Here is a 21,910-nt window from a genome sequence, read left to right on the forward strand (position 1 = left end):
CAGGCTCACCTATCTAATCACGCATCCCCCACCCCCGCCGCCGGAGGCGATGCACTCGACCGACGCGCCGTCGGGTGCTCGGTACCCTCGCTGTTGTGTGCGGGATCGTGGCTGTCATCGGCCGCCGTGACGACCGGGACGCTCTGGAAGCGTCAGCCGTCGTAGGGCGGCTGATCGACGCCGGGGCGCTGCTGGCTGATGTGATCGTCGCCGGTGCTGATTTCGCCAGTGCTCCGGCCGCCAGTGCTGATTTTGCCGCTCAGCTCGAAGCCGCGGCACGCGTGCTGCGGGAAGCCGACGAGGCCCTGCGGTCGCTGCCAGGCGTCCGCTTGCTGGTCGAAGACGCCAAGTGCGTGCTGGACATCGAAGCCGCTCTGGCGCAGGTGGATGCACGCATCGCTGAGATCGACGGCGCCGTCGAAGCTGGCGCACACATGGAGCGCATCTTGGTGGCGCTGGGCGAACTGAAGGACCATTCGTTCGCGCTGCGACGAGACCGCCTGCGCATGGCCCGGGAAGTGGTCGGGCTCTGGGGCGGTACACCCCCGCCGGCGGCTGCGGGAGGGCTCTGGTCGATCCAGGTAGCGCTGTCCGCACTTGACCGGCTCGAGGTTCGAGGGCGGGATTCGGCCGGGCTGCAGGTGTTCGTGCGGGGAGCACATATCGAAGCCGATGCCACCCAAGGGGCAGCGGGTTCGCTCAGCGGACGCCTGGTCGATCCACTCTTTGGCACTGGCGCCGTGCGGAACACTCCCGACGGCCTCGCCTTCGTCTACAAGACCGCCTCGGAGATCGGCGAGTTGGGCGACAACTCTGCCGCCCTGCGGTCACAGATTCGTCAGGACAGCCTGCTTCGCTGGGCTCTGTGCGCCGAGGCCGCCGAAGTGGTGGTGCTGGGGCACACCCGCTGGGCCAGCATCGGGATCGTCTCGGTGCCGAACACCCATCCGCTCGATGCGTGGGATGCGACGCACAGCGGTTCTCATGCTGCTGGTCCGAATGTCAACAGAGCGCACATTGCCGCAGTCCTGAACGGGGACGTCGACAACTACGCCGACCTGATCGCGCAGCGGCGCCTGTCTATTGCGCCGGAAATCACTACCGATGCGAAGGTCATCCCCGCGATGGTGGGCCAGGCTCTCGCCGCGACGCGAGACCGTGCAGCGAAATCGCCAAGCACTGTTCAGTCGGAGCAGCTGCGGCAAGCCTTCTCTGGGTCAGGGCAGCTGCGGCAAGCCTTCGCTGATGCCGTCAGCAGCTTCGAGGGCTCGGTAGCGATCGCGGCGCATGTCTCGGAGATGCCCGACGTGGTGGCGTTGGCGCTGCGGGGGAGCGGGCAGGCGCTGTACGTGGGCGCAACGGACGGGGCCTATGTCGTGGCCAGTGAGCCGTACGGCTTGGTCACCGAATGCCGTCACTACGTCCGCCTCGATGGCGAGACACCGTCTGATCCGGCGAATCCCGTGGGCAGCCGTGGTCAGATCATGCTGGTCGGCACGCCGCCTGAGCCAGCCGACGACGAGCCGACTGCGGCCGAATTCACTGGCCTCCGACGCTTCTCTTACGACGGTACCGAATTGCCCGTCGAAGCGGGCGATGTCGTCACCGCCGAGGTCACTACCCGCGACATCGACCGGGGCGACCACCCTCACTTCCTGCTCAAGGAGATCGGCGAGGCGCCCCGCTCGCTCCAGGCCACATTGCGTGGCCGCATCGAGACAGCCACATTGCGTGGCGGCATTGAGTCAGCCACATTGCGTGGCGGCATTGAGTCAGCCACATTGCGTGGCGGCATTGAGTCAGCCGGACCATTGCGGCACGCCCGGCTCGGGCCCGACGCTCTGCCTGCCGATGTTCGGTCGCGGCTGCGGGACGGCTCCATCCGTCGGATTGTTGCCATCGGCCAGGGCACGGCCGCTGCCGCGGCGTCGGCGCTCCCGCATTTTTTTGAGACGCTGCTGGCACCATCGCGCGTACTCAGCAGCGTGGAAGTGTCGGCGCCGCTGGCGACGGAGTTCAGCGGATTCGGGTTGCACGCCGACCTGTCCGACACGCTGGTTGTGGCGGTCAGCCAGTCCGGCACGACGACCGACACCAATCGCACGGTCGATCTCGCCCGCGCTCGGGGCGCTGCGGTGGTTGCCATCGTCAACCGGCGTGGCAGCGACCTGACCGACCGGGCTGACGGTGTGCTCTACACCTCCGACGGCCGCGACGTGGAGATGTCGGTGGCGTCCACCAAGGCGTTCTATGCGCAGGTTGCGGCGTGCGCGCTGCTCGCCGCCGCCATCGCTGCGGACATCCGTCCCGACGACGCTGCGACGGCCAGTGCCATCAGCGACTTGCTCGGTGCGCTGGGCAAGCTGCCAACCGCACTCGAAGCGGTGTTCGCCTCGCGCGACGAGATCGCCCGGATCGCCCAGCGCCACGTGGGAGCTCACCGCCATTGGGCCGTGGTGGGAAATGGCGCGAACCGGATCGCTTCACGTGAGATCAGGATCAAGCTGTCCGAGATCTGCTATCACGCCGTCGCCGAGGACAGCACCGAAGACAAGAAGCACATTGATCTCTCGTGCGAGCCGCTCATCTGGGTGTGCGCGACGGGCCTGGTGGGCTCGGTCGCCGACGATGTTGCGAAGGAGGTGGCGATCTACCGGGCGCACCGGGCGACGCCGATCGTGGTGGCTTCCGCTGGCACGGGGCGCTTCGACGCTGCGGCTGAGCTGCTGGAGGTTCCCGCCGTGCATCCGGCGGTCGACTTCGTACTGGCGACGGCTGCTGGCCACCTGTACGGGTACGAGGCGGCGCTGACGATTGACGCACTTGCCGATCCGCTGCGCGAGATGCGAGCCACCACCGAATCGCTGCTCGCGGCTGCAAACGGCACGGAATCATCGCTCGCTGCCGGGGGCCGCTCAGACGTATCGCTTGCGGCCGGAGGCCGGACTGACGCATCGCTCGCGGCCGCGGGCCGCACTGACGCATTGCTCGCGGCCGCGGGCCGCGACGGAGACTTGCTCGCCGTGCTGGCGGAGCGCCTGCGCGCCCCGGCCAATCGCTTTCGGGACGGTGTGCGCGCAGGCAGCTTTGACGGTCACTTGCGGGCGGGAACCGCGGCACGCCTCGGAGCGGTGCTGCGGTACGCCGCAGGCATCGCACCGCTGGAGATGTACCAGGCTGATATCGGCAAGGTGGGGCTGCCCTCGGTCGTCATCGACGACCTCACCGATGCGCTGAACCTCGCCATCGACGAACTCACCCGGCCGGTCGACACCATCAAGCATCAGGCCAAGACCGTTACGGTCGGCATCTCGCGAGCCGACGAGACGCTGCTCGACTCGATGCTGGTGGCAGCAGCGCTCGAAGCCGGCGCACCGAGGGATCGGCTCTCGTACGCGGCCTTACGCACGCTTGCTGCGCTTGACCCGGTTGTGGCCGAGGTGACGGGCTGGTCGCGCTATCGCATCGAGGGAGATGTGGGTTCTGCCAGCAGCCCTGAGGTCACCATCTGGCTGAGCGACCGCGGCGGCACGGCACTCGGCATCGAGTCGCGCACGGTGACCAACCCGCAGCTACGCGGCAGCAAGCACCGAGCTGCTTACGAACGCGAAGTCACCGTGGCCCGCGGCAGTGACGGCCGCACGGTGCTCCACATTCCCGAGACCAAGGACGGTTTGACCACTGGGCTGACGCTGTTGCACTGCCGCTTCGTCGAGCGACTGCGTGCACCGTCGATGCGGTCAGTGATGATGGGCTACCGCGGCCGCTACGGGGCGCTCGCCGACGCGGTCACCGAAACGCTGCCTTGGTTCCGCGACGACTTGCTCGGCACGCTCGAAGTCTTCGATCTGCTCACCCGACCGGTCTACGTGCTCGCCGAGCACTGGCTGGGCGATGCCGACGCCTCCGGCGAGCCGGGCAAATAGGACCGTCTGCGAGTGAGCACCTCGATTGGGCTCGACATGGTGGATGTCGGGCGATTCGCCGCGGTGCTCAAGCGGCGCAGCGGTATGCGCACCCGCTTGTTCACCCCCGCCGAGCTCTCCTACGCCATGGGAACGGTGAATCCCGACACTCGCCTCGCCGCCAGGTTCGCCGCGAAGGAAGCGGTGATGAAGGTGCTGGGAATCGGCTTGGGCGCGTGCCGCTTTCGCGATATCGAAGTGGCGCGCCATTCCAGCGGTCGTCCCGAACTGTTGCTTTGGGGCCTTGCGGCAGAACGGGCGACGGCCGCAGGCCTGTCTGAGTGGCAGGTGACCCTCACCCACACCGACTCGGTGGCCGCGGCCATGGTGCTCGCCCAATGAGCGCGCCGCTCAGGCAGCGGCTTCACCCGGTGATTGTCGCTCGTGTTCCCGGCGCTGCGGCGAGACCGGCTCAGGGGCCGCTGCGGCCCTGCACGCTGCCCGCCGGGGGCTGAGGTCGTGATACCGATCGTGACGCCGGATGAGATGGCGGCAATCGACGCGGCTGCGCCCGAAGGCTCCGACGTGCTGATCGCGCGTGCTGGCGCAGCCGTTGCCATAACGGCTCGCCGGTTGATGGGGGGCACATACGGGCGTCGGGTGCTCGTGGCCGCTGGCAAGGGGAACAACGGTGCAGACGGACGCGTCGCCGCCGCAGCGCTGGAGCGCTGGGGCGTTCGTTGCCGGACCGAGACGCCATCACGAGCGCTCGAACTACTTGCCGCACCGAATGCGGGAGCCCCCGCCTCTTCGGCGTGGGACCTGGTCATCGACGCGGCGTATGGCACCGGTTTGCGCGGATCGTGGGGGGCTGGCCAAGCACCGGCTGCGCCGGTGTTGGCGGTCGACATCCCTTCAGGCATCGACGCGCTGACCGGCGTCGACCATGGCTGCTGGCCGGCGACTGCGACCGTCACCTTCGGAGCGTTCAAGCCGGGTCTGCTGCTGCATCCCGGGGCCGCTGCGGTGGGCAAGGTACAGGTGGCTCCGATCGGACTTGACGCCAGTGCGGCGCCGTCGTGGCTCGTCACTGATGCTGACGCTGCTGCGGTGCTGCCCGCGACCGAGCCGACGGCACACAAGTGGCGTCGTGCCGTGCGGGTCATCGCCGGCTCCCCTCAGATGCGCGGCGCGGGACATCTCGTGTGCGCAGCCGCCCAGCAAGCGGGCGCGGGCATGGTGGTGGTCAGCTCGCCGGGTCTGCGGGCAGCTGAAGTTGCTCGGCCAATCGAGACCGTCGCGCGTGATCTTCGACCTGGCAATTGGGCCGGGCCTGCACTCGAAGGCATCGAGCGCTTCGACGCTGCGGTCATCGGCCCGGGTATCGGCGCCGACCCGACGGCGTCGGCCCAGGTGGCCCGTTTCATCTCGGACTGCCCCGTGCCGCTCGTTGTCGATGCCGACGCTCTGGGGGCACTGGCGGATCATCCAGAGTGCCTGCGTAAACGCGCGGCGCCGACCGTCCTCACGCCCCACGACGGGGAGTTCGCCAGGCTCACGGGCAGCCCGCCCGCGGCTGATCGGTTCGATGCCGTGCGCCGAGCGGCGAATCGGCTCGGCGCTGTGGTCCTGCTGAAGGGCCCGACGACCCTGGTGGCCGCGCCTGGGGGCACCGAGACTGATGCCCGGTCGGGGACCCCGCCGGTTGCTCCTGATAGTTCAGCAGCAGGTGCTGCGCCGGCTGCCGTGCTGGCGGTCACCGCCGGAACGCCACGTCTGGCGACTGCCGGGTCGGGCGACGTGCTCTGCGGTGTGATCGCAGCGGTGTTGTCTGGGGGCCCAGCAGACCTCGCTGGCGTGGTGTCGCAGGTTGCTGCGGCGGCGCACTGGCACGGGCGCACCGCGACGGTTGAGGGCTCCGGGTCAGCATTGACGCCGCTGACTGCGATGCGCCAGGTCGAGCTGCTGACCGCGGCGCGAGAAAGGCTCGCTGCATCGCGTGCGAAATCGAGCGGCGCGTGACCGACGTGACCGACGCACCGGAGATGCGTCCTACCTGGTGCGACATCGATCTCGATGCACTCGACCGCAACTTGGCCACGATCCGCCGTCATGTCGGCGGTGCCGAAGTGGTGCCCGTTGTCAAGGCCAATGCCTACGGTCACGGCATCGCGCACGTGGGGCTCGCGCTGCAGTCGGCCGGCGTGTCGTGCGTGGCCGTTGCCTATGTAGAGGAAGCGCTGGCACTGCGCAGCGCCGGGGTGACCATCGACATCCACGTCCTCGGCGGCGCGGTCGAACGCCAGATCCCGTTGTTTCTCGCCCACAATCTGATCCTTACCGCGCCGTCGATCGACAAGCTCCACCAGATCGACCAAGCAGCGGCCGCGGCGGGCACCACCGCCCGGGCGCACCTCAAGATCGACACCGGCATGGAACGCATCGGCGTCCATCACTACAACGCCCACCGACTCTTTGCCGAATCGCTCCGCTGCCGTTCGGTACGCATTGAAGGCGTGTTCAGCCACTTCGCCAACGCCGACCACCCTGATCTGGCCGATGCGCGCACGCAGCTCGACCGCTTCAACGAGGCATTGAGCTTCTACGAACGCCATTCGCTGCCGACACCCGTGCGGCACATGGCGGCATCCGCGGCGATCGCCCGCCTGCCCGAAGCCCATCTCGAACGTGTCCGTCCCGGCATCTTGCTCTATGGCGTCGCTCCTCAGCCAGAGATTGCGTCCGCCCTGCCGACCGAACCGGTGCTGAGCTGGCACAGCGAGGTCGTGTACTTCAAGGTCGTGCCTGAAGGGGCGTCGGTCGGTTATGGCAGTACCTGGACGGCCGACCGTCAGACGCGGGTGATCACCTTGCCCGTGGGGTACGCCGATGGCTATGCCCGCTCGCTTGGCACCGGGCCGTCGCACAACCCGGCCCATGAGCCGGCGAGCGTGCTCGTCGAGGGTGCGCTGCACTCGGTGGTCGGCAACGTCTGCATGGATCAAACGATGGTGAACATCGGCGATGCGAGCGCCTACAACGGCGACCGCGTCACGCTTGTGGGCGCCCACGGCGATGAGCGGGTGACCATCGCCGACCTGGCCCGCTGGTCCGGTCGCAGTCCCTACGAAGTGCTCACCGGCATCTCTATGCGTGTCCCGCGCCTCTACCGCCGCCGAGAAACCGCCTCACGAGGCGTCGCCGTCTCCGTGGCACGCTAGACAAGTCCCGTTATGTGGTTCCGGACGACGAGCGTGGAGGGGACTCGGGCCGTAGCAGCAGCACTCGAACCCTTGCTGCGCCCCGGCGACGTGCTGTTGCTGTCGGGTGACCTCGGGGCGGGCAAGACCGTCTTCACTCAGGGACTGGCGGCGGCACTCGGTGTCACCGAGCAGGTGACCAGCCCCACCTTCACCTTGGCGCAGAGCTATGAGGGCCGGATGCGATTGCATCACCTCGACGTCTACCGGTTGGACAACCTGGGCGAGGTGCTGGACTTGGACCTGCCCGAGCTGCTCGACGACGACGCGGTGGTGTGCGTGGAATGGGGCGAAGTGGTCATCGGCGAACTGCCGCACGACTTTCTGCGACTTCGCATCAGGCTCGCCGACCCTGATGAATCGCCCGATATCCGCCTCTTCGAGGCCGACCTCGTCGGCCCGAGCTGGCACGACCGCGCCGACGCACTCGCCGACGCATGGCACTTTGCCGACAGCTCTCTGGTGCCGCCGTGCTAGTACTCGAATGCGCGAAGGCAGCGCCGTGCTAGTGCTCGACGGCGCGGAGGCAGCGCTGTGTTAGTTCTCGGCATCGAGACAGCGACGCCGCAGGTCGGCGTGGCCATCGGCGGTCACGAGGGCATCATCGCCTCGTTCCACACCACCCGCGACCGGCGCCATGCCGAGACGCTCGTGCCGGCAATCCAGTTCCTGTGCTCGCAGGCCCAGATGAAGCTCTCGCAGATCGGCCTCGTCGCTGTCGACGTCGGCCCGGGTCTGTTCACGGGTCTGCGGGTGGGCTTGGCGACAGCGAAGTCCATCGCGCATGCCTGCCGGGTCCCGATGATCGGTGTGTCCAGCTTGGACCTCACCGCATTCCCGGCACGCTTCAGCGATCGGCTCATCGTCTCGACGGTGGATGCCCGCCGGGGCGAGATCTTCCATGCCACCTACCGGCGCGCGCCCGGGGGCATCCAGCTCATGAGCCCGCCGGCCGTCGACCAACCCGCCGACGTGGCGGGGCAGCTGATGGCAACGGGTGCGGAAACGCTGATCGTGGGTGACGGCGCCCAGCGATACGCAGAGGTGCTCGGCGGCGTGCGGGGTGCGGAAATCGGCCGGGAAGGGCTGCGCCATCCCAATGCCGGTGCCTTGGTAGAGCTGGCGCACGCGCGGGCGTTGCGCGAGGAGTTCGTGAGTCCATCAGAGATCACGCCGATGTACCTGCGCGCTCCCGATGCCCGCATCAACTGGCAGCAGCGGGAGCGGTCGTGAACGCCGCTTCGGCCGCGCGCTCTTCGGCCCCTTCGGCGTCGGGCGTTGCTGAGAGTTCCGACTTCAGACATGCCGCCGACTCAGAGCTGCTGATCTGCCCGATGGCTCGAATGCACCTGCGCGACATCCGACGCATCGATCGGTTGGTGTACCCGAGGCCCTGGTCGATGTCGCTGTATCTCGACGAGCTGCGACGCGGTGACGACCGGGTGTACCGCGTGGCGTGCCAACGGCGACTGCGCGTCCGTCAAACCGGCGTTGTGGGCTACGGCGGGTTCATGATCGTGGCCGGCGAGGGACACATCACATCGGTGGCTGTCCATCCTGAATGCCAAGGCCAGCGCGTGGGCGCACGGCTGATGCTGGAACTGCACCGCGAGGCGCGTCGCATCGACGGGCTCGAGGCGCTGACGCTGGAGGTACGTTCCTCCAACGCTGCTGCACAGCGGCTGTACCGATGGTTCGGTTACGCACCGGTCGGCACGCGCAAGAACTACTACCGCGACGGACCCCGCGGCCGTGAGGATGCGCTGGTGATGTGGTGCCACGACATTGACGGCGACGGGCACGGCGAACGACTCGACGCAATAGCCACGGCCCTCGGCGTTACCGAGGGCGCATCGGGCACGGCCCTCGGCGTTACCGAGGGCGCATGCGACACAGCATTGGGGGTCGCATGACAACCATCTTGGGCATCGAGACCTCCTGCGATGAGACGGCCGCAGCAGTAGTGGACGACGGCCGCGAGGTGCGTTCCAGCATCGTCAGCAGTCAGGTTGATCTCCACGCTCGTTATGGCGGCGTGGTGCCCGAGATCGCGGGGCGCGCCCACGAAGCGCTGATCACCCCGGTGGTGGCCGAAGCGTTGGTGGAAGCCGGCGCAGCCGACGAAGACATCGATGTCGTGGCGGCTACCTGCGGCCCCGGCTTGGTGGGCAGCCTGCTGGTGGGGGTGGCCGCAGCCAAGGCGTTGGCGCTGGTGTGGGACGTCCCCTATATCGGCATCAACCACCACGAAGCCCACCTGTACGCGGCGCTGCTCGACGAGCACGACGCCGAAGTGCAATTTCCGCTGGTCACCCTGCTGGTCTCGGGGGGGCACACGATGCTGATCTCGTTCGAGGGCCACGGCCGATACCGCCTGCTGGGCGCGACCCGTGACGATGCCGCCGGCGAGGCCTTCGACAAAGTGGCCCGCTACTTGGGGCTCGGTTACCCGGGCGGCCCCGCCATCGACCGGCTGGCGTCGCAGGGCGACCCCACCGCGGTCCCGCTCACCAGAGCCATGCTCGACGACGGATACGACTTCTCGTTCTCGGGCATCAAGACCGCAGTCATCAACTGGGTGCGAGCCCACCCCGAGGTCGCCACTGCCGACGTTGCGGCGTCATTTCAGGCCTGCGTGACCGACGTGCTGACGCACAAGGCCCGAAAGGCGGCCCGAGAATTCGGCGCCGCGGGCATCTGTTTGGCCGGCGGCGTGGCAGCCAACAGCGCGCTGCGCGAACGCACGCTCGACATCTGCGTGGAGGACGGCATCAACGTGTACCTGCCCAGCCGGTCGATGTGTACCGACAACGCCGCCATGATCGCCGCCACTGCCTGGTACCGGCTGTCCAGCGACGGCCCCTCGGCTCTCGACGGCGGCGCCGATCCCAACCTGCGCATCGCTTTCGTGGACTGAGCCGTGTCGTTCTGGCTCAGCGGATCGAGGACGAACGCGTCATCTCGTCTTCGTGCCCGCGGCCATCGCCGCAGCCTGCAGGCGTAGCCGCGGAACGCAAGATTTTGGTTTACAACACCTTGTAATGCCGGTTTGCAACATCTCGTGATGTCGACCGCCAACACATCACCCGGTCGCCCGCATCGAGCGTGACACAGTTCGGTGCCATCGAACGGGTTGGAACAGCTCTGTTCCTAACAAGGCGTTGACACAGAACTGTTCCAATCCGTAGGTTGGGGTCATGTCTGGCAAGATGTTCCGGAACATGCAGACGGTCGGACAGTTCGGCATGGAGGTCCGCCGTCTTCGCGAGTCTTCTGGGCTCTCACAAGCACAACTCGCGGAACTGTCGGGAGTGTCGCGGCGTTGGGTCGGCCGGCTTGAGCGCGGCCATGTCGGTGCCGAGTTGGACAACATCATGCGCCTCACCAGAGCGCTGGGTTTGGCAATGCGCTTCGAGTCTCTCCCAGAGCGATGAACGCGATGCCGGATCTGTCGGTGCTGATGCATGGGGACGTCGCCGCGCTTTTGCGAGGTTCCCCCGACGGCAATCTGTCGCTGACCTATGACGGTGACTACATGGAGGATCCCCGGTCCATCCCGCTGTCGTTGTCGCTGCCGTTCTCGGAACGGCCGCACAGGGGAGCGGGTCCGCAGCGGTGGATTCGTTCGCTCCTCCCAGACAACCCCGAGACTCTGAACCGTTGGTACGCCCGAGAAGAAGTGCTCCATCGTTCGCCCGTCGGCCTGTTGTCAACCAGGATTGGCTTGGACTGCGCGGGAGCTGTCCAGTTCTGCCCGGCGGGTGATGAAGAGCAACTCGATGAGCGCGCCAGCGGTCTCGAGGGTCTGACGCGAGCAGACGTCGCCCGCGAGATCGCCGCATCCATCGGGCAGCCGGGGGCGTGGCACCCAGATGATGTAGAACCCTATTTCAGCCTTGGCGGCTACCAGACGAAGATCGCCCTGCATCTGGAAGGTCATCAATGGGCTCGACCGTTCGGCAACATTCCGACGACTCACATCCTCAAGCCGCGTCCACATGCGAGTCGATTCGTTGCCGTCGCTGAGCATCTCTGTCTCGGCGCCGCCCGAGCACTTGGGATGGAGGCAGCCGCATCGACGGTCGAACAATTCGACGACAACACGGTTCTCGTCGTGGAGCGCTACGACCGCGAGTTTGTAGACGGCATCTGGAGACGCATCCACCAAGAGGACATGTGTCAGGCCCTCGGGCGCGACGGAGTGCAGAAGTATGAGCACAGCGGCGGTCCCGGCATGACTGCCTTAGGCGATCTCATTCGGTTGCACTCCACGCGCCCAGAAGCCGACATCCGTCGTTTCGCAGATGCTCTCGTCTACTCATGGCTGGTCATCAACCGTGACGCGCACGCCAGGAACTACAGCATCATTCACGCCTATGACCGCATCCGCCTGGCGCCGCTCTACGACACCAACTCGTCGCTCATGTTCCGGCGACGCAAGATCGGCGAAGCCAACATGGCGATGCGCTACGGCAGCACCTTCACCGTCTATTCAGCCGGCTCGAAACAAGCACTGCCGGACATGGCGCTCAGGCTGAGAATTCCCGCGAGCGCCCTCGTCGACCGAGCCGAAGAAATGGCTTCCGGTCTTCCCGGGACCATGCAGGCGGCGATACAAGCGCTTCCGCCGGCAATGCAGGACGCCGAGGAGGTCGCAAAGTTCGCCTCGAGTATGCAACGCCGGTCCGAAGAGTGCCTCACGTCGATCCATTCGGCTCGCCGCCACCTCAAGCAAGTCGGCCACACTCAGTCCCGGCCCAAACTGGGCACTTCGCACCCATAGCGGTGGTTATGCCCCCGACGGGTGCAACAGAACCGCCCGTCGCAGCGGTCTCGGCCGGTTGGTGAGCCGAGACCGCTGCGGCCGGCATCGCAGTGGGCTCAGTTGGTGGCCTCGATGCACTCGAGTGTTTGACGGACCGGCTTCCAGCCGAACCATCTGGACTCTCGCTCTTTCGCCTCAGCGGCGGTGAGCGCCGGCGCTTCGCGTTGGGTTGGCGGTCTCAGTCCGGGAGGCCGCGCCTGACTTTGCTGCCGGACCGGGTCGCCGATCAGCCTCAGCGGGTCGCGTCGTTAAGGCTCGCCACCGTCGGGTCGTTGCCTCTGATCGTGATCGTCGCTGAGAACGGGCTCCCCACCGCGTCACCGGTGCCACTGTTGACGGCAAACGTGAGGGCGCGGTCAGGCTCGTCGGCAGGGTCGTCATCCGCGGCGGGGTAGTCGCATCGAATGACGGTATCTCTGCATCATGATGTTAGATTTCTGTCATGCGCACGACACTGACGCTGCACGACGATGTGGCTGCCGCTGTGGATCGTCTGCGGCGATCCGAGGGCATCGGCGTGAGCGAGGCCGTCAACCGCCTAGTCCGCGAGGGACTGGCCAAGCCCAAGACCGTTCCCTCCTATGAGCACGACTCCCACGACATGGGACAGAAGCTCGATATCACCAACATCGGCGACGTGATCGGCCTGCTGGACGAGACCGACCTGCCGTGCTGATCGATGCCAATCTGCTGCTGTACGCCGTCGACAGTTCCTCACCACACCACGAGCAGTCAGCGCGGTGGCTGGTGGCGGTGCTCAACGGGCGCCGCAGGGTGGCGCTCCCGTGGCAGACCCTCGGGGCCTTCCTGCGCATCGGCACCAACCCGCGCGTCTACTCCAACCCGCTGACCGCGCGGCAGGCATGGGGCTGCGTCCAACGCTGGGTCGACGCCGAACCGACCTGGATCCCGCCGCCCACCGAACGCACTACGACGATCTTGGGCGACCTCCTCATCAAGCACCACGCCACGGCCAATCTCGTGCCCGACGCCATGCTCGCCGCGCTGGCCATTGAGCACGGTCTCACAGTGATGAGCACCGACACCGATTTCGCCCGCTTCGCTGAGGTTCGCTGGGAGAACCCTCTCGCGGCATAACACCGGCCCCCTACAAGACCGGCGCTTCGCACTCATAGCGGTGGTTGTGCCCCCGACGGTTACGGGTCTGACTCCGCGCTTCGCTGGTTTCGTGCCTTGCAAACGATCTGTCGGCCTGTTTCGCGTCGGGGGCGCGCGCCATGGTGCGTCGTCACGGTGTCAGCGAGGTTGTGGGCGGTGTCCTGTGCTCGTATCGTTAGCACTCGCCCGGTGAGAGTGCTAAGTGCTGCCGGGCAGTCCCATGAAGAATGGCCCAACTGATAGGGCTAAAGCGCCACAGGAGGCACATCCGACCATGAACCTGAAGCCACTTGAGGACCGCATCGTCGTGCGTCCCAGCGACGCCGAGGAGACCACCGCCAGCGGGCTCGTCATCCCCGACACCGCCAAGGAAAAGCCCCAGCAGGGCGAGGTGCTCGCGGTTGGCCCGGGCAAGCGTTCCGACCAGTCAGGCGAGATCATCCAGATGGACGTCGGCGTCGGCGACACCGTCGTCTACAGCAAGTACGGCGGCACCGAGATCACCGTGGCCGGCGAGGACCTGCTCATCCTGAGCGCCCGCGACGTGCTGGCCATCGTCGCCTGACCCACGCTGCGACGACAAGAAAGAGAACCAACACATGCCGAAGATTCTGAAGTTCAGCGAAGAGGCCCGTCGTGGTCTCGAGGCTGGCGTCAACAAGCTGGCCGACGCTGTCAAGGTGACCTTGGGACCCAAGGGCCGCAACGTCGTGCTCGAGAAGTCGTTCGGGGCACCGACCATCACCAACGACGGCGTGAGCATCGCCCGTGAGATCGAGCTGGACGACCCGTTCGAGAACATGGGCGCTCAGCTCGTCAAGGAAGTAGCCACCAAGACCAACGATGTCGCCGGCGACGGCACCACCACCGCGACGGTGCTGGCTCAGGCCATGGTCCGTGAGGGCCTGCGCAACGTTGCTGCGGGTGCCAACCCGATGGAGCTCAAGCGGGGCATCGAAGCCGCTGTGAGTGCGGCCGTCGACTCGATGGGCGACATGTCCACCGATGTCTCCGACGACAAGGGCAAGATCGCCAGCGTGGCCGGCATCTCCTCGGCCGACACTACGATCGGCGAGACCCTCGCTGAGGCCTTCGACAAGGTCGGCAAGGACGGCGTCATCTCGGTGGAGGAGTCCAACACGTTCGGCGTGGACCTCGAGTTCACCGAAGGCATGCAGTTCGACAAGGGCTTCCTGTCGCCGTATTTCGTGACCGATCCCGACCGCCAGGAAGCAGTCTTCGACGATCCGTACCTGCTGTTCGTCAACGGCAAGATCGCCTCGGTGACCGAGCTGGTCCCCGTGCTCGAGAAGGTCATGCAGGGCGGCAAGGCGCTGGTGATCATCGCCGAGGACGTCGAGGGCGAGGCGCTCGCCACGCTTGTGGTCAACAAGATCCGCGGCACGTTCTCATCGGCCGCGGTGAAGGCGCCCGGCTTCGGCGAGCGGCGCAAGGCGATGCTGGCCGACATGGCGATTCTCACCGGCGGTCAGGTCATCTCCGAAGAGGTGGGCCTGAAGCTGGAGAACACCACGGTCGACCTGCTGGGCACCGCCCGCAAGGTGATCATCACCAAGGACGAGACCACCATCGTGGACGGTGGCGGCGATTCCGGCGACGTCGAGGGTCGTGTGGTTCAGATCAAGCGTGAGATCGACGACACCGACTCCGACTGGGATCGCGAGAAGCTGCAGGAACGGCTGGCGAAGTTGGCCGGCGGCGTGGCAGTGATCCAGGTTGGCGCGGCCACCGAGGTCGAGCTGAAGGAAAAGAAGCACCGCATCGAGGACGCCGTGTCGGCGACCCGGGCTGCGATCGAAGAGGGCATCGTGCCCGGCGGCGGCACAGCGCTGCTGCGGGCTCGTGCCGCAGTGGCAGCGCTGGATCTCGACGGCGACGAGGCCACCGGGGCTCGCATGGTGCACCGGGCGCTGGAAGGCCCCAGCCGCCAGATTGCGCAGAATGCAGGCTTCGAGGGCGCTGTCATCGTTCAGCAGATCGAGTCGTCCGACGGCAACACGGGCTTCAACGCCGACAACGGCAAGTTTGAAGACCTGGTCTCGGCCGGCGTCATCGATCCGGCGAAGGTGACCCGTGCGGCGCTGCAGAACGCGGCGTCCATCGCGGCTCTGCTGCTCACCACCGAGACGCTGGTGACAGACAAGCCCGAAGAGGCCGACCCCGCCGCTGCGGCCGCAGCTGCTGCTGCCATGGGCGGCGGTGGCATGGGCGGCATGCCGGGGATGATGTAGCTCCCGCTTCGGGTGGCCTGCAGGGCCGCCCATCAGCTGTCAACAACTCACACGCAGGGCCGGCAATATCGCCGGCCCTGCGTCGTTGGCGAGTTCAATTTGGAACCCCATCCCCCGGGCCGCTGAGGGTCCAGCGGTACCCTCGTTGTTTTCCCGAACGTGGCGCGGCTGCGGCGCCGGACTTATGCCCCCACACTCTCCGGCGGCCGGCCCGGTCGCTCACCCGACGGTCTTGGTGGTGGACTTCGGCGCGCAGTACGCGCAGCTCATCGCCCGGCGGGTGCGTGAAGCGCATGTGTACTCCGAGATCGTCCCTCACACGGCGACTGCGGCCGAGCTGGCCGAGCGCTCGCCCGCAGCGATCATCTTCAGCGGCGGACCGGCTTCGGTGCACGTCGACGGTGCGCCCGGCATCGACCTCGGCGTCTACGAACTCGGCGTGCCGATCCTGGGCATCTGCTACGGGTCGCAGCTGCTGGCCCGCGATCTCGGCGGCACCGTGGATCGCAGCGGCCGTGGCGAGTACGGGCGCACGGGGTTGCGCCGCACCGGCGCGTCGTCGCAGTTGCTCGACCCCGTTGCCGACGGGGGTACTGCACACGATTCCGGCGAGGACGCCGACAACGATCACAGTGAAGCCGCCGGCCGGAGCGGCACGGCACCCGCAGAGTCGGTGTGGATGTCGCATTTCGATGCCGTGGTAGCGCCTCCGCCGGGATTCGAGATCACTGCCTCCACGCCCGACAGTCCCGCTGCAGTCATCGAAGACTCGCGGCGGCGCTTCTTCGGCGTGCAGTATCACCCCGAAGTCGCACACACCCCCAGTGGTCAAGCCCAGCTGGAGCGGTTCCTGCACGACATCTGCCAGATCAACGCCGAGTGGACGATGACCAACGTCATCACCGAGAGCGTCGAAGCCATCCGCGCTCAGGTCGGGGGGGCACGGGCCATCTGCGGGCTCTCGGGCGGGGTGGACAGTGCCGTAGCTGCAGCCCTGACACAGCGAGCGATCGGCAGTCAGCTCACGTGCGTGTTCGTGGACACCGGGCTCATGCGTGCCGGCGAGGGCGAGCAGGTCACCGACACGTTCCGGCGTACGCAGGGCATCGAGCTGATCCACGAGCGGGCCGCCGACGAGTTCTTCGATGCGCTGGCCGGCGTGACCGATCCCGAGGACAAGCGCAAGATCATCGGCGAGAAGTTCGTGCGCATCTTCGAGCGAGCCGCAGGCGGGATCACCGATGCCCGCTTCCTGGTGCAGGGCACTCTGTATCCCGACGTGATCGAATCGGGTTCGCCGACTGCGGCGAAGATCAAGAGCCACCACAACGTCGGCGGTCTGCCCGACGACATGACCTTCGAGCTGGTCGAGCCGCTGCGGAACCTGTTCAAAGACGAGGTGCGCGCCGTCGGGGCCGAGCTCGGCCTGCCGGCCGAGATCATTCAGCGCCAGCCGTTCCCGGGGCCGGGCCTCGGCGTGCGGATCGTGGGCGAAGTCACACCCGAAGCCGTCGAGACGGTGCGCGCGGCCGATGTCATTGTGCGTGAAGAGATCTCGAAGGCTGGATTGGACGGCGAGGTCTGGCAGGGCTTCGCCGTGCTGGCCGACATCCGCAGCGTGGGCGTGATGGGCGACGAGCGCACCTATGCCCGCCCGATCATTGTGCGCGCCGTCACCAGCGAAGACGCAATGACCGCCGACTGGGCCCGCCTGCCCCACGATCTGCTCGAGCAGATGTCATCTCGGATCGTGAACGAGGTGCCCGGCGTGAACCGGGTCGTCTACGACATCACCTCCAAACCCCCCGGCACCATCGAATGGGAATAGCCGAGCCTTCGTCCTTTTGTGGGATCAGGGCTGCTTGGCCCCTGTCGCCACGCTCAGCCGACTGCGCCTGGACCAACTAACGGGTCCCTGTCACTCAGCGCACGGGCATCATGTCCGGTTGCTCCAAATGCATGATTCGCAGACCTTTAACCCTGATTCTTCATGGGGCTGTGGGTCGGTGCGGTGTGGGTCCGCGGAAAAGCCCCTCTGACCTGCGACGATGCATGGCGTTGAGTCAAGCATCAGCGAGTTCAGGGGGGCATCTCCGAGGTGAAACCTACCAGTGTCACGAACGCGCAGTTGACAGGCGGCGGGGACCGGGTTGTTTGGGGTGCGGGCCTGTTCGCTCTGGGGCGGTTCGCGGACCGTGTGGGGCTGACCGAAGCGCTGTCGGCGGCGGTGCCCGCACGCGGGGAGCGCGCCCCGGTTCATGACCGCGGCGCGGTTTTGGTTCATGCGTTGTTGGTGCTGGCGGGCGGCGGTGAGGCGTGCACCGATATCGAGTATCTGCGTGCTCAGCGTGAGCTGTTCGGCGAGGTGGCGTCGGACTCGACGCTGTATCGCACTCTCACCGGTCTGGGCCCCGGCGGCCCCGAAGCGCTGATGGGCGCAGCGGCAGCGGTACGCGAGCGGCTGTGGGCCGGCCGTGATCGCGGTCGCCCGCTGGTGGTCGACGTCGACTCGACATTGGTGGAGATCCACTCGGAGAACAAGGAGGGCGCAGCGCCGCATTTCAAGGGCGGCTACGGGTTTCATCCGATGGTGTGCTCGACCGCGGACGGGGAGCCGCTGTGGGTCAAGCAGCGTCCGGGCAACGCCGCAGCGAACGACATCGCCGATCATCTCGAAGTGATCGACGCCGCGGTGTCGATGCTGCCCGAGCCCGACGCGGCAGGGCACCGCCCAGGCGACGACAGCGAGCTGGCGCAGCGTTCGCTGGTGGTGCGCATCGACGCGGCGGGCTGCTCGGCGAAGCTCGCGAAAGGACTGCGGGACCGCAACATCGGGTTCATGGTGTCAGCACGCTCGACGCCCGGCATCCAAGCAGCGATCCGCGGCGCTTTGGGCGACCCGGGCCGCTGGCACAACGCCGCCAAGAGGCCCCGCCAGCGCAAGCCCGGCCGCGCTCAGGTCGCGGACCTCACCGACCTCGTCGACCTGCCGGGCTGGCCCGCTCGAACCCGGCTGATAGTGCGCCGCGAACCATTGCATCCCGGCGCGCAGCGCAGCCTGTTCGGAAGCGACAACTACCGATACTGGGGATTCCTCACCGACCGGACCGGCGACACAGCCCAGCTCGACCGTCTCATGCGCTCACACGCCGACGTCGAGAACGCCATCTGCCGGCTCAAAGACAGCGGCCTGGCCCGCATGCCGTTCACCGACTGGCACGCCAACAGCGCCTGGGCCGCCCTGGCCATGACCGGCCTCGCGCTCGTGGGATGGTTCCAGACCCGCTGCCTCACCGGAACGCTGCGCCGAGCAGCCCCCAAACGGCTCCGCTGGCAGCTGTGGCACCTCCCAGCGGTCGTGTGCCACAGCGCACGACGCGTCCTGCTGCGGCTCCCCCAACAACACCCCGGCGCCCGAGCCCTGCTCGCCATCGCCCACCCCCGCTGACCCGCCGCGGCACCCGAACTCGACGATGCCCGCACCAGCGGGCCGGCTCCGCCGCGCCCCCGAACACGCCCCACAGCATGCCCACACCCAAATCGGAGCCAAAAACAGCCCGGCCGAGCCCCGGCCCGCACCCCGACAACCCCGACACGACAAATCAGGCCAACCGGCATGCCCAAAAGACGACTCGCGGCATTCTCATGAATAATCAGGGTTAACTGCATGAATTGCAGAGCGCAAACTGCATGAATTGCAGTTGTCCGGTTGTCCGAGTCGGTTGCGGGCTGTCGGATTCGCCGGGCTGGTTCAGAGTGCCGGGGCGGGATCAACGCTTGGTGACCACCGCTCGAGCGGTGCGACTTCGCTGACCATGTGCAGGCCCATGGCGGCCAATGCTCGTTCGATTTCGCTCGGCTTGGCGGGACGGAAGATGTCGGTGAGACGACGAGCACGTGAAGGGCGCATGCCGATGCGGCGCGCCAGCTCGGTTGCCGTGACACCCTCGGCTCGCAAGGCCTCGTGGAGCGCGAACTGTTCTGCCACTGACGCGGACACTGCGACGAGCACTTGGCCGGGCTCGGCCTCGCTCGGCTCAGGCAGGGGCTCATTGTCTTCGATGCAGAGGCTCAGCGCCGTCTCGAGGCAGTCGCGCAGGTGGTCGTTCACTTCCTGCACCGACCAACCGCTGGTGTGCGCCGAATGGACATCTGGGAACGTTGCGAGGTAGCACGTCCGCCCCGTCGCCGCGGCCTCCTCCTCATCGCGTTCGACGATGCACGGATACGCGTAACGCATCGATTCAGAACTCCTTCTTGTCGATGTCGAGATCCCCCAGCATCTTGCGCAAGAGACCCCGACCGAGTTCCCCATGCCGCAAGGTCGTCGTTCGTTCGCCCAGTCGAACCTGGGCGTGACTGCCCTTGCCGTGTTCGGGCAGATACGCGACCGCGAGCCTCCGCTGTCGAGCGTAGCGGCGGAGGCGGCGCAGGAACTCCCGGTCAGTCATGCGCCGTAAGACCACTGACGCAACCGCCTCGCGTCAACTGATTTTCGGAGGTCAGGAATTCACCACCATCATCGGCGAGCAGCAATAGCCGAGCCGAGTGTCACCGGGGTCGGTACACCTCGCGCCGATGCCCGACGCGGATGATGTGCACAACCAGCCGATCATCGAGCACCTCATAGAGAATCCGGTACGCGCCGACGCGGACCAGGTAGACGGCGTCTTCTCCGCTGAGCGCGATGCAACCGTTCGGTCGCGGTTCGTCGGCCAGCAGGTCAATTGCGGCTCGGATGCGTTGCTGGTCGCTGCGCGGCAGTTGCCGGATTGTTTTGACCGCTCGCCGAGCGACCGCGACTCGATACCGGCTCACTGCATTCCCAGCTCAGCTTTGACCTCGTCCCATGGCACGTAGTCGTCCTCTTGCCGCGCCGCCGCGAGTTCGCGGCGATCGTCGGTGTCATCGGCGATGTCGACGAGCCGGTCGAACGCCTCGACGCTCAGGATCACGGCCACTCGGCGGCCGTATTTCGTCATCGTGACCGGCTCCCCGGATCGGCGAGTCTCGTCGATCGTCTCGGCCAGCCGGCTGCGTGCCTCGCTCACGGCCAATTCAGTCATGTACAAACCGTACAACTCAGAAACCAGAAGCCGACACTGCGCCCAAGCCTCACTGACCGCCTGTCCGTTCAGCCTCCAAATTGAATTTCGCATGTCCTCTGCTTGGAGATGTGCACTGCACTCCCTGGATAGCTGCACACGACGGGACCGATGGTCTGGTTCCCATCGTCTGCGCCCGTCCGTTACAAGATGTACTGATTGAAAACTGAATTTTGAATCAGTCACTAGTTGGCTATGATCGACCGATGCTGGTTGAGCGGGATCTGGCAGGTCGGCTGCGCGATGCTGCTAGCAAGTGGCCCGCTGTCACGCTGACAGGGCCGCGTCAAAGTGGGAAGACCACGCTGTGTCGCAGCGTTTTCGCCGACTACGCATACGTGTCGCTGGAATCTCCCGATACGCGCCAGTTCGCGACCGAGGATCCCCGCGGATTCCTGGCGTCGCTCACTGGGGGCGCCATTATCGATGAGATTCAGCGCGAGCCCGACTTGGTGTCGTACCTCCAAGGCATCATCGACGACAGCCCCCAGCCGGGACGCTGGATACTGACGGGCTCACACAACCTTGCGCTCGCGGCGTCGGTCAGCCAGTCGCTGACGGGCCGCACCGCGATGCTGCAACTCCTGCCGCTCACTCGCAACGAGATCGCCCGCTTTGGCAACCCCGCCATGAGCCTCGACGAAGCGCTGCACGCCGGTGGCTATCCCGCCATATTCGAGCGAGGAATCGAGCCTGCCGACTGGCACGCCGCCTATGTGGCGACCTATCTCGAACGAGACGTACGCACTATTACAAATGTCGGCGACCTCGATGCGCTCACTCGGTTCGTGCGGCTGTGCGCGGGCCTCTGCGGCCGACTCGTCAACTACTCCTCGCTCGCGGCCGACTGCGGCATCTCACAGCCCACTGCTAAGGCATGGCTGAGCATTCTGGAAGCCACCTACGTGGCTTTCCGGCTGCCGGCGTTCCACGCGAACCTGCGCAAGCGCTTCGTCAAGATGCCCAAGCTCCACTTCTTCGATACCGGCTTGGCCTGCTGGCTGCTAGGCATCCGAGACCCGTCACAGCTCGCCAGCCATCCTCTGCGCGGTGCGCTGTTCGAGACATGGACAGCTTCGGAAATCGCAAAGCACCGGGCAAACCGAGGGCTGTCGGGCGGTTTGATGCACTACCGCGAGCGCGGCGGACGCGAAGCGGACATCGTGATCGAAGACACGGGCACCCTGACGCTGGTGGAGGCGAAGGCGACAGCGACTCCCAGCGGCCGTTTGATCGCTCCTGCGGCTGCGCTGACTGAGCAGCTGAGCAGTCTGTCCACCGAGGTACGCGCCGCCGCCGTCTACGGCGGCAACAGCCGGCAACACCGAGGCGCTGGGGAGATCATCCCATGGCTCGAACTCGAAGCGTCCCCGCTAGCACAAGGCCCCAGCGTCACCGCAGCCCCCGAAGCGCCTTGACAGCGTCGGGTACGGTCGCCTTGATC

Annotated in this window: 21 protein-coding genes; 17 read left to right on the forward strand and 4 right to left on the reverse strand. The window is 66.6% G+C overall.

Annotated elements, in window-relative coordinates; genetic code table 11:
* The first annotated feature begins 95 nt into the window (after window positions 1-95).
* The 16 genes from ACOOF5_RS07690 to ACOOF5_RS07765 all read left to right on the forward strand — a co-directional run bounded on the left by ACOOF5_RS07690 (window position 96) and on the right by ACOOF5_RS07765 (window position 18,809).
* The gene (locus ACOOF5_RS07690; protein WP_420437919.1) at window positions 96-3,926 is read left to right on the forward strand and encodes an SIS domain-containing protein; all 3,831 of its coding nucleotides are present in this window, start codon (window positions 96-98) and stop codon (window positions 3,924-3,926) included.
* A gap of 12 nt (window positions 3,927-3,938) precedes the next feature.
* Window positions 3,939-4,307, forward strand: a complete 369-nt coding sequence (gene acpS, locus ACOOF5_RS07695; RefSeq protein ID WP_420437920.1) for a holo-ACP synthase — start codon at window positions 3,939-3,941, stop codon at window positions 4,305-4,307.
* 129 nt (window positions 4,308-4,436) lie between these two features.
* On the forward strand, window positions 4,437-5,927 hold the full coding sequence (locus ACOOF5_RS07700; protein ID WP_420437921.1) for a bifunctional ADP-dependent NAD(P)H-hydrate dehydratase/NAD(P)H-hydrate epimerase: 1,491 nt from the start codon (window positions 4,437-4,439) through the stop codon (window positions 5,925-5,927).
* A complete protein-coding gene (alr, locus tag ACOOF5_RS07705; RefSeq protein ID WP_420437922.1) occupies window positions 5,924-7,126 on the forward strand; it encodes an alanine racemase in 1,203 nt (400 codons plus the stop codon). Before ACOOF5_RS07700 ends, alr begins: the two co-directional genes overlap by 4 nt.
* 12 nt (window positions 7,127-7,138) lie before the next feature.
* Window positions 7,139-7,642 (forward strand): tRNA (adenosine(37)-N6)-threonylcarbamoyltransferase complex ATPase subunit type 1 TsaE, encoded by a 504-nt coding sequence (gene tsaE / locus ACOOF5_RS07710; protein ID WP_420437923.1) that lies wholly within the window; start codon window positions 7,139-7,141, stop codon window positions 7,640-7,642.
* A gap of 57 nt (window positions 7,643-7,699) precedes the next feature.
* Window positions 7,700-8,398 carry a tRNA (adenosine(37)-N6)-threonylcarbamoyltransferase complex dimerization subunit type 1 TsaB gene (tsaB, locus tag ACOOF5_RS07715; protein WP_420437924.1) on the forward strand — a complete coding sequence of 233 codons (699 nt, stop codon included), beginning with the start codon at window positions 7,700-7,702 and terminating at the stop codon, window positions 8,396-8,398.
* Complete coding sequence (rimI, locus tag ACOOF5_RS07720) at window positions 8,395-9,078, forward strand: ribosomal protein S18-alanine N-acetyltransferase (RefSeq protein WP_420437925.1); 684 nt, start codon at window positions 8,395-8,397, stop codon at window positions 9,076-9,078. The genes tsaB and rimI overlap by 4 nt, the downstream gene beginning before the upstream one ends.
* Complete coding sequence (tsaD, locus tag ACOOF5_RS07725; RefSeq protein WP_420437926.1) at window positions 9,075-10,082, forward strand: tRNA (adenosine(37)-N6)-threonylcarbamoyltransferase complex transferase subunit TsaD; 1,008 nt, start codon at window positions 9,075-9,077, stop codon at window positions 10,080-10,082. The genes rimI and tsaD overlap by 4 nt, the downstream gene beginning before the upstream one ends.
* A gap of 280 nt (window positions 10,083-10,362) precedes the next feature.
* A complete protein-coding gene (locus ACOOF5_RS07730) occupies window positions 10,363-10,599 on the forward strand; it encodes a helix-turn-helix domain-containing protein (protein WP_420437927.1) in 237 nt (78 codons plus the stop codon).
* A gap of 5 nt (window positions 10,600-10,604) precedes the next feature.
* Window positions 10,605-11,948, forward strand: a complete 1,344-nt coding sequence (locus ACOOF5_RS07735; protein WP_420437928.1) for a HipA domain-containing protein — start codon at window positions 10,605-10,607, stop codon at window positions 11,946-11,948.
* A gap of 484 nt (window positions 11,949-12,432) precedes the next feature.
* Complete coding sequence (locus ACOOF5_RS07740) at window positions 12,433-12,666, forward strand: ribbon-helix-helix domain-containing protein (RefSeq protein WP_420437929.1); 234 nt, start codon at window positions 12,433-12,435, stop codon at window positions 12,664-12,666.
* A complete protein-coding gene (locus ACOOF5_RS07745; RefSeq protein ID WP_420437930.1) occupies window positions 12,660-13,088 on the forward strand; it encodes a TA system VapC family ribonuclease toxin in 429 nt (142 codons plus the stop codon). The genes ACOOF5_RS07740 and ACOOF5_RS07745 overlap by 7 nt, the downstream gene beginning before the upstream one ends.
* Before the next feature lie 295 nt (window positions 13,089-13,383).
* A complete protein-coding gene (gene groES, locus ACOOF5_RS07750) occupies window positions 13,384-13,674 on the forward strand; it encodes a co-chaperone GroES (protein WP_419863559.1) in 291 nt (96 codons plus the stop codon).
* 34 nt (window positions 13,675-13,708) lie between these two features.
* Window positions 13,709-15,361, forward strand: coding sequence for a chaperonin GroEL (gene groL / locus ACOOF5_RS07755; RefSeq protein WP_420437931.1), 1,653 nt, complete (start codon window positions 13,709-13,711; stop codon window positions 15,359-15,361).
* Between the two features lie 184 nt (window positions 15,362-15,545).
* Complete coding sequence (gene guaA, locus ACOOF5_RS07760; protein WP_420437932.1) at window positions 15,546-17,189, forward strand: glutamine-hydrolyzing GMP synthase; 1,644 nt, start codon at window positions 15,546-15,548, stop codon at window positions 17,187-17,189.
* A 270-nt stretch (window positions 17,190-17,459) separates the two neighbouring features.
* On the forward strand, window positions 17,460-18,809 hold the full coding sequence (locus ACOOF5_RS07765; protein ID WP_420437933.1) for an IS1380 family transposase: 1,350 nt from the start codon (window positions 17,460-17,462) through the stop codon (window positions 18,807-18,809).
* A gap of 303 nt (window positions 18,810-19,112) precedes the next feature.
* Here the strand turns inward: ACOOF5_RS07765 and ACOOF5_RS07770 are convergent, their stop codons facing one another.
* The 4 genes from ACOOF5_RS07770 to ACOOF5_RS07785 form a co-directional block, all read right to left on the reverse strand.
* On the reverse strand, window positions 19,113-19,601 hold the full coding sequence (locus tag ACOOF5_RS07770) for a type II toxin-antitoxin system HicB family antitoxin (protein WP_420437934.1): 489 nt from the start codon (window positions 19,599-19,601) through the stop codon (window positions 19,113-19,115).
* Window positions 19,602-19,605: 4 nt separating this feature from the next.
* Window positions 19,606-19,812, reverse strand: coding sequence for a hypothetical protein (locus tag ACOOF5_RS07775; protein ID WP_420437935.1), 207 nt, complete (start codon window positions 19,810-19,812; stop codon window positions 19,606-19,608).
* A 100-nt stretch (window positions 19,813-19,912) separates the two neighbouring features.
* Complete coding sequence (locus ACOOF5_RS07780) at window positions 19,913-20,179, reverse strand: type II toxin-antitoxin system RelE family toxin (RefSeq protein WP_420437936.1); 267 nt, start codon at window positions 20,177-20,179, stop codon at window positions 19,913-19,915.
* Window positions 20,176-20,427, reverse strand: coding sequence for a type II toxin-antitoxin system Phd/YefM family antitoxin (locus ACOOF5_RS07785; RefSeq protein ID WP_420437937.1), 252 nt, complete (start codon window positions 20,425-20,427; stop codon window positions 20,176-20,178). Before ACOOF5_RS07785 ends, ACOOF5_RS07780 begins: the two co-directional genes overlap by 4 nt.
* 245 nt (window positions 20,428-20,672) lie before the next feature.
* Between ACOOF5_RS07785 and ACOOF5_RS07790 the strand changes: the two genes are divergently transcribed.
* Window positions 20,673-21,884 carry an ATP-binding protein gene (locus ACOOF5_RS07790; RefSeq protein WP_420437938.1) on the forward strand — a complete coding sequence of 404 codons (1,212 nt, stop codon included), beginning with the start codon at window positions 20,673-20,675 and terminating at the stop codon, window positions 21,882-21,884.
* The last annotated feature ends 26 nt before the right edge of the window (window positions 21,885-21,910 follow it).

Origin of the sequence: Candidatus Poriferisodalis sp., from assembly GCF_965214215.1 — a bacterium.
In the GTDB taxonomy this organism is placed as follows: Bacteria; Actinomycetota; Acidimicrobiia; order Acidimicrobiales; family Poriferisodalaceae; genus Poriferisodalis.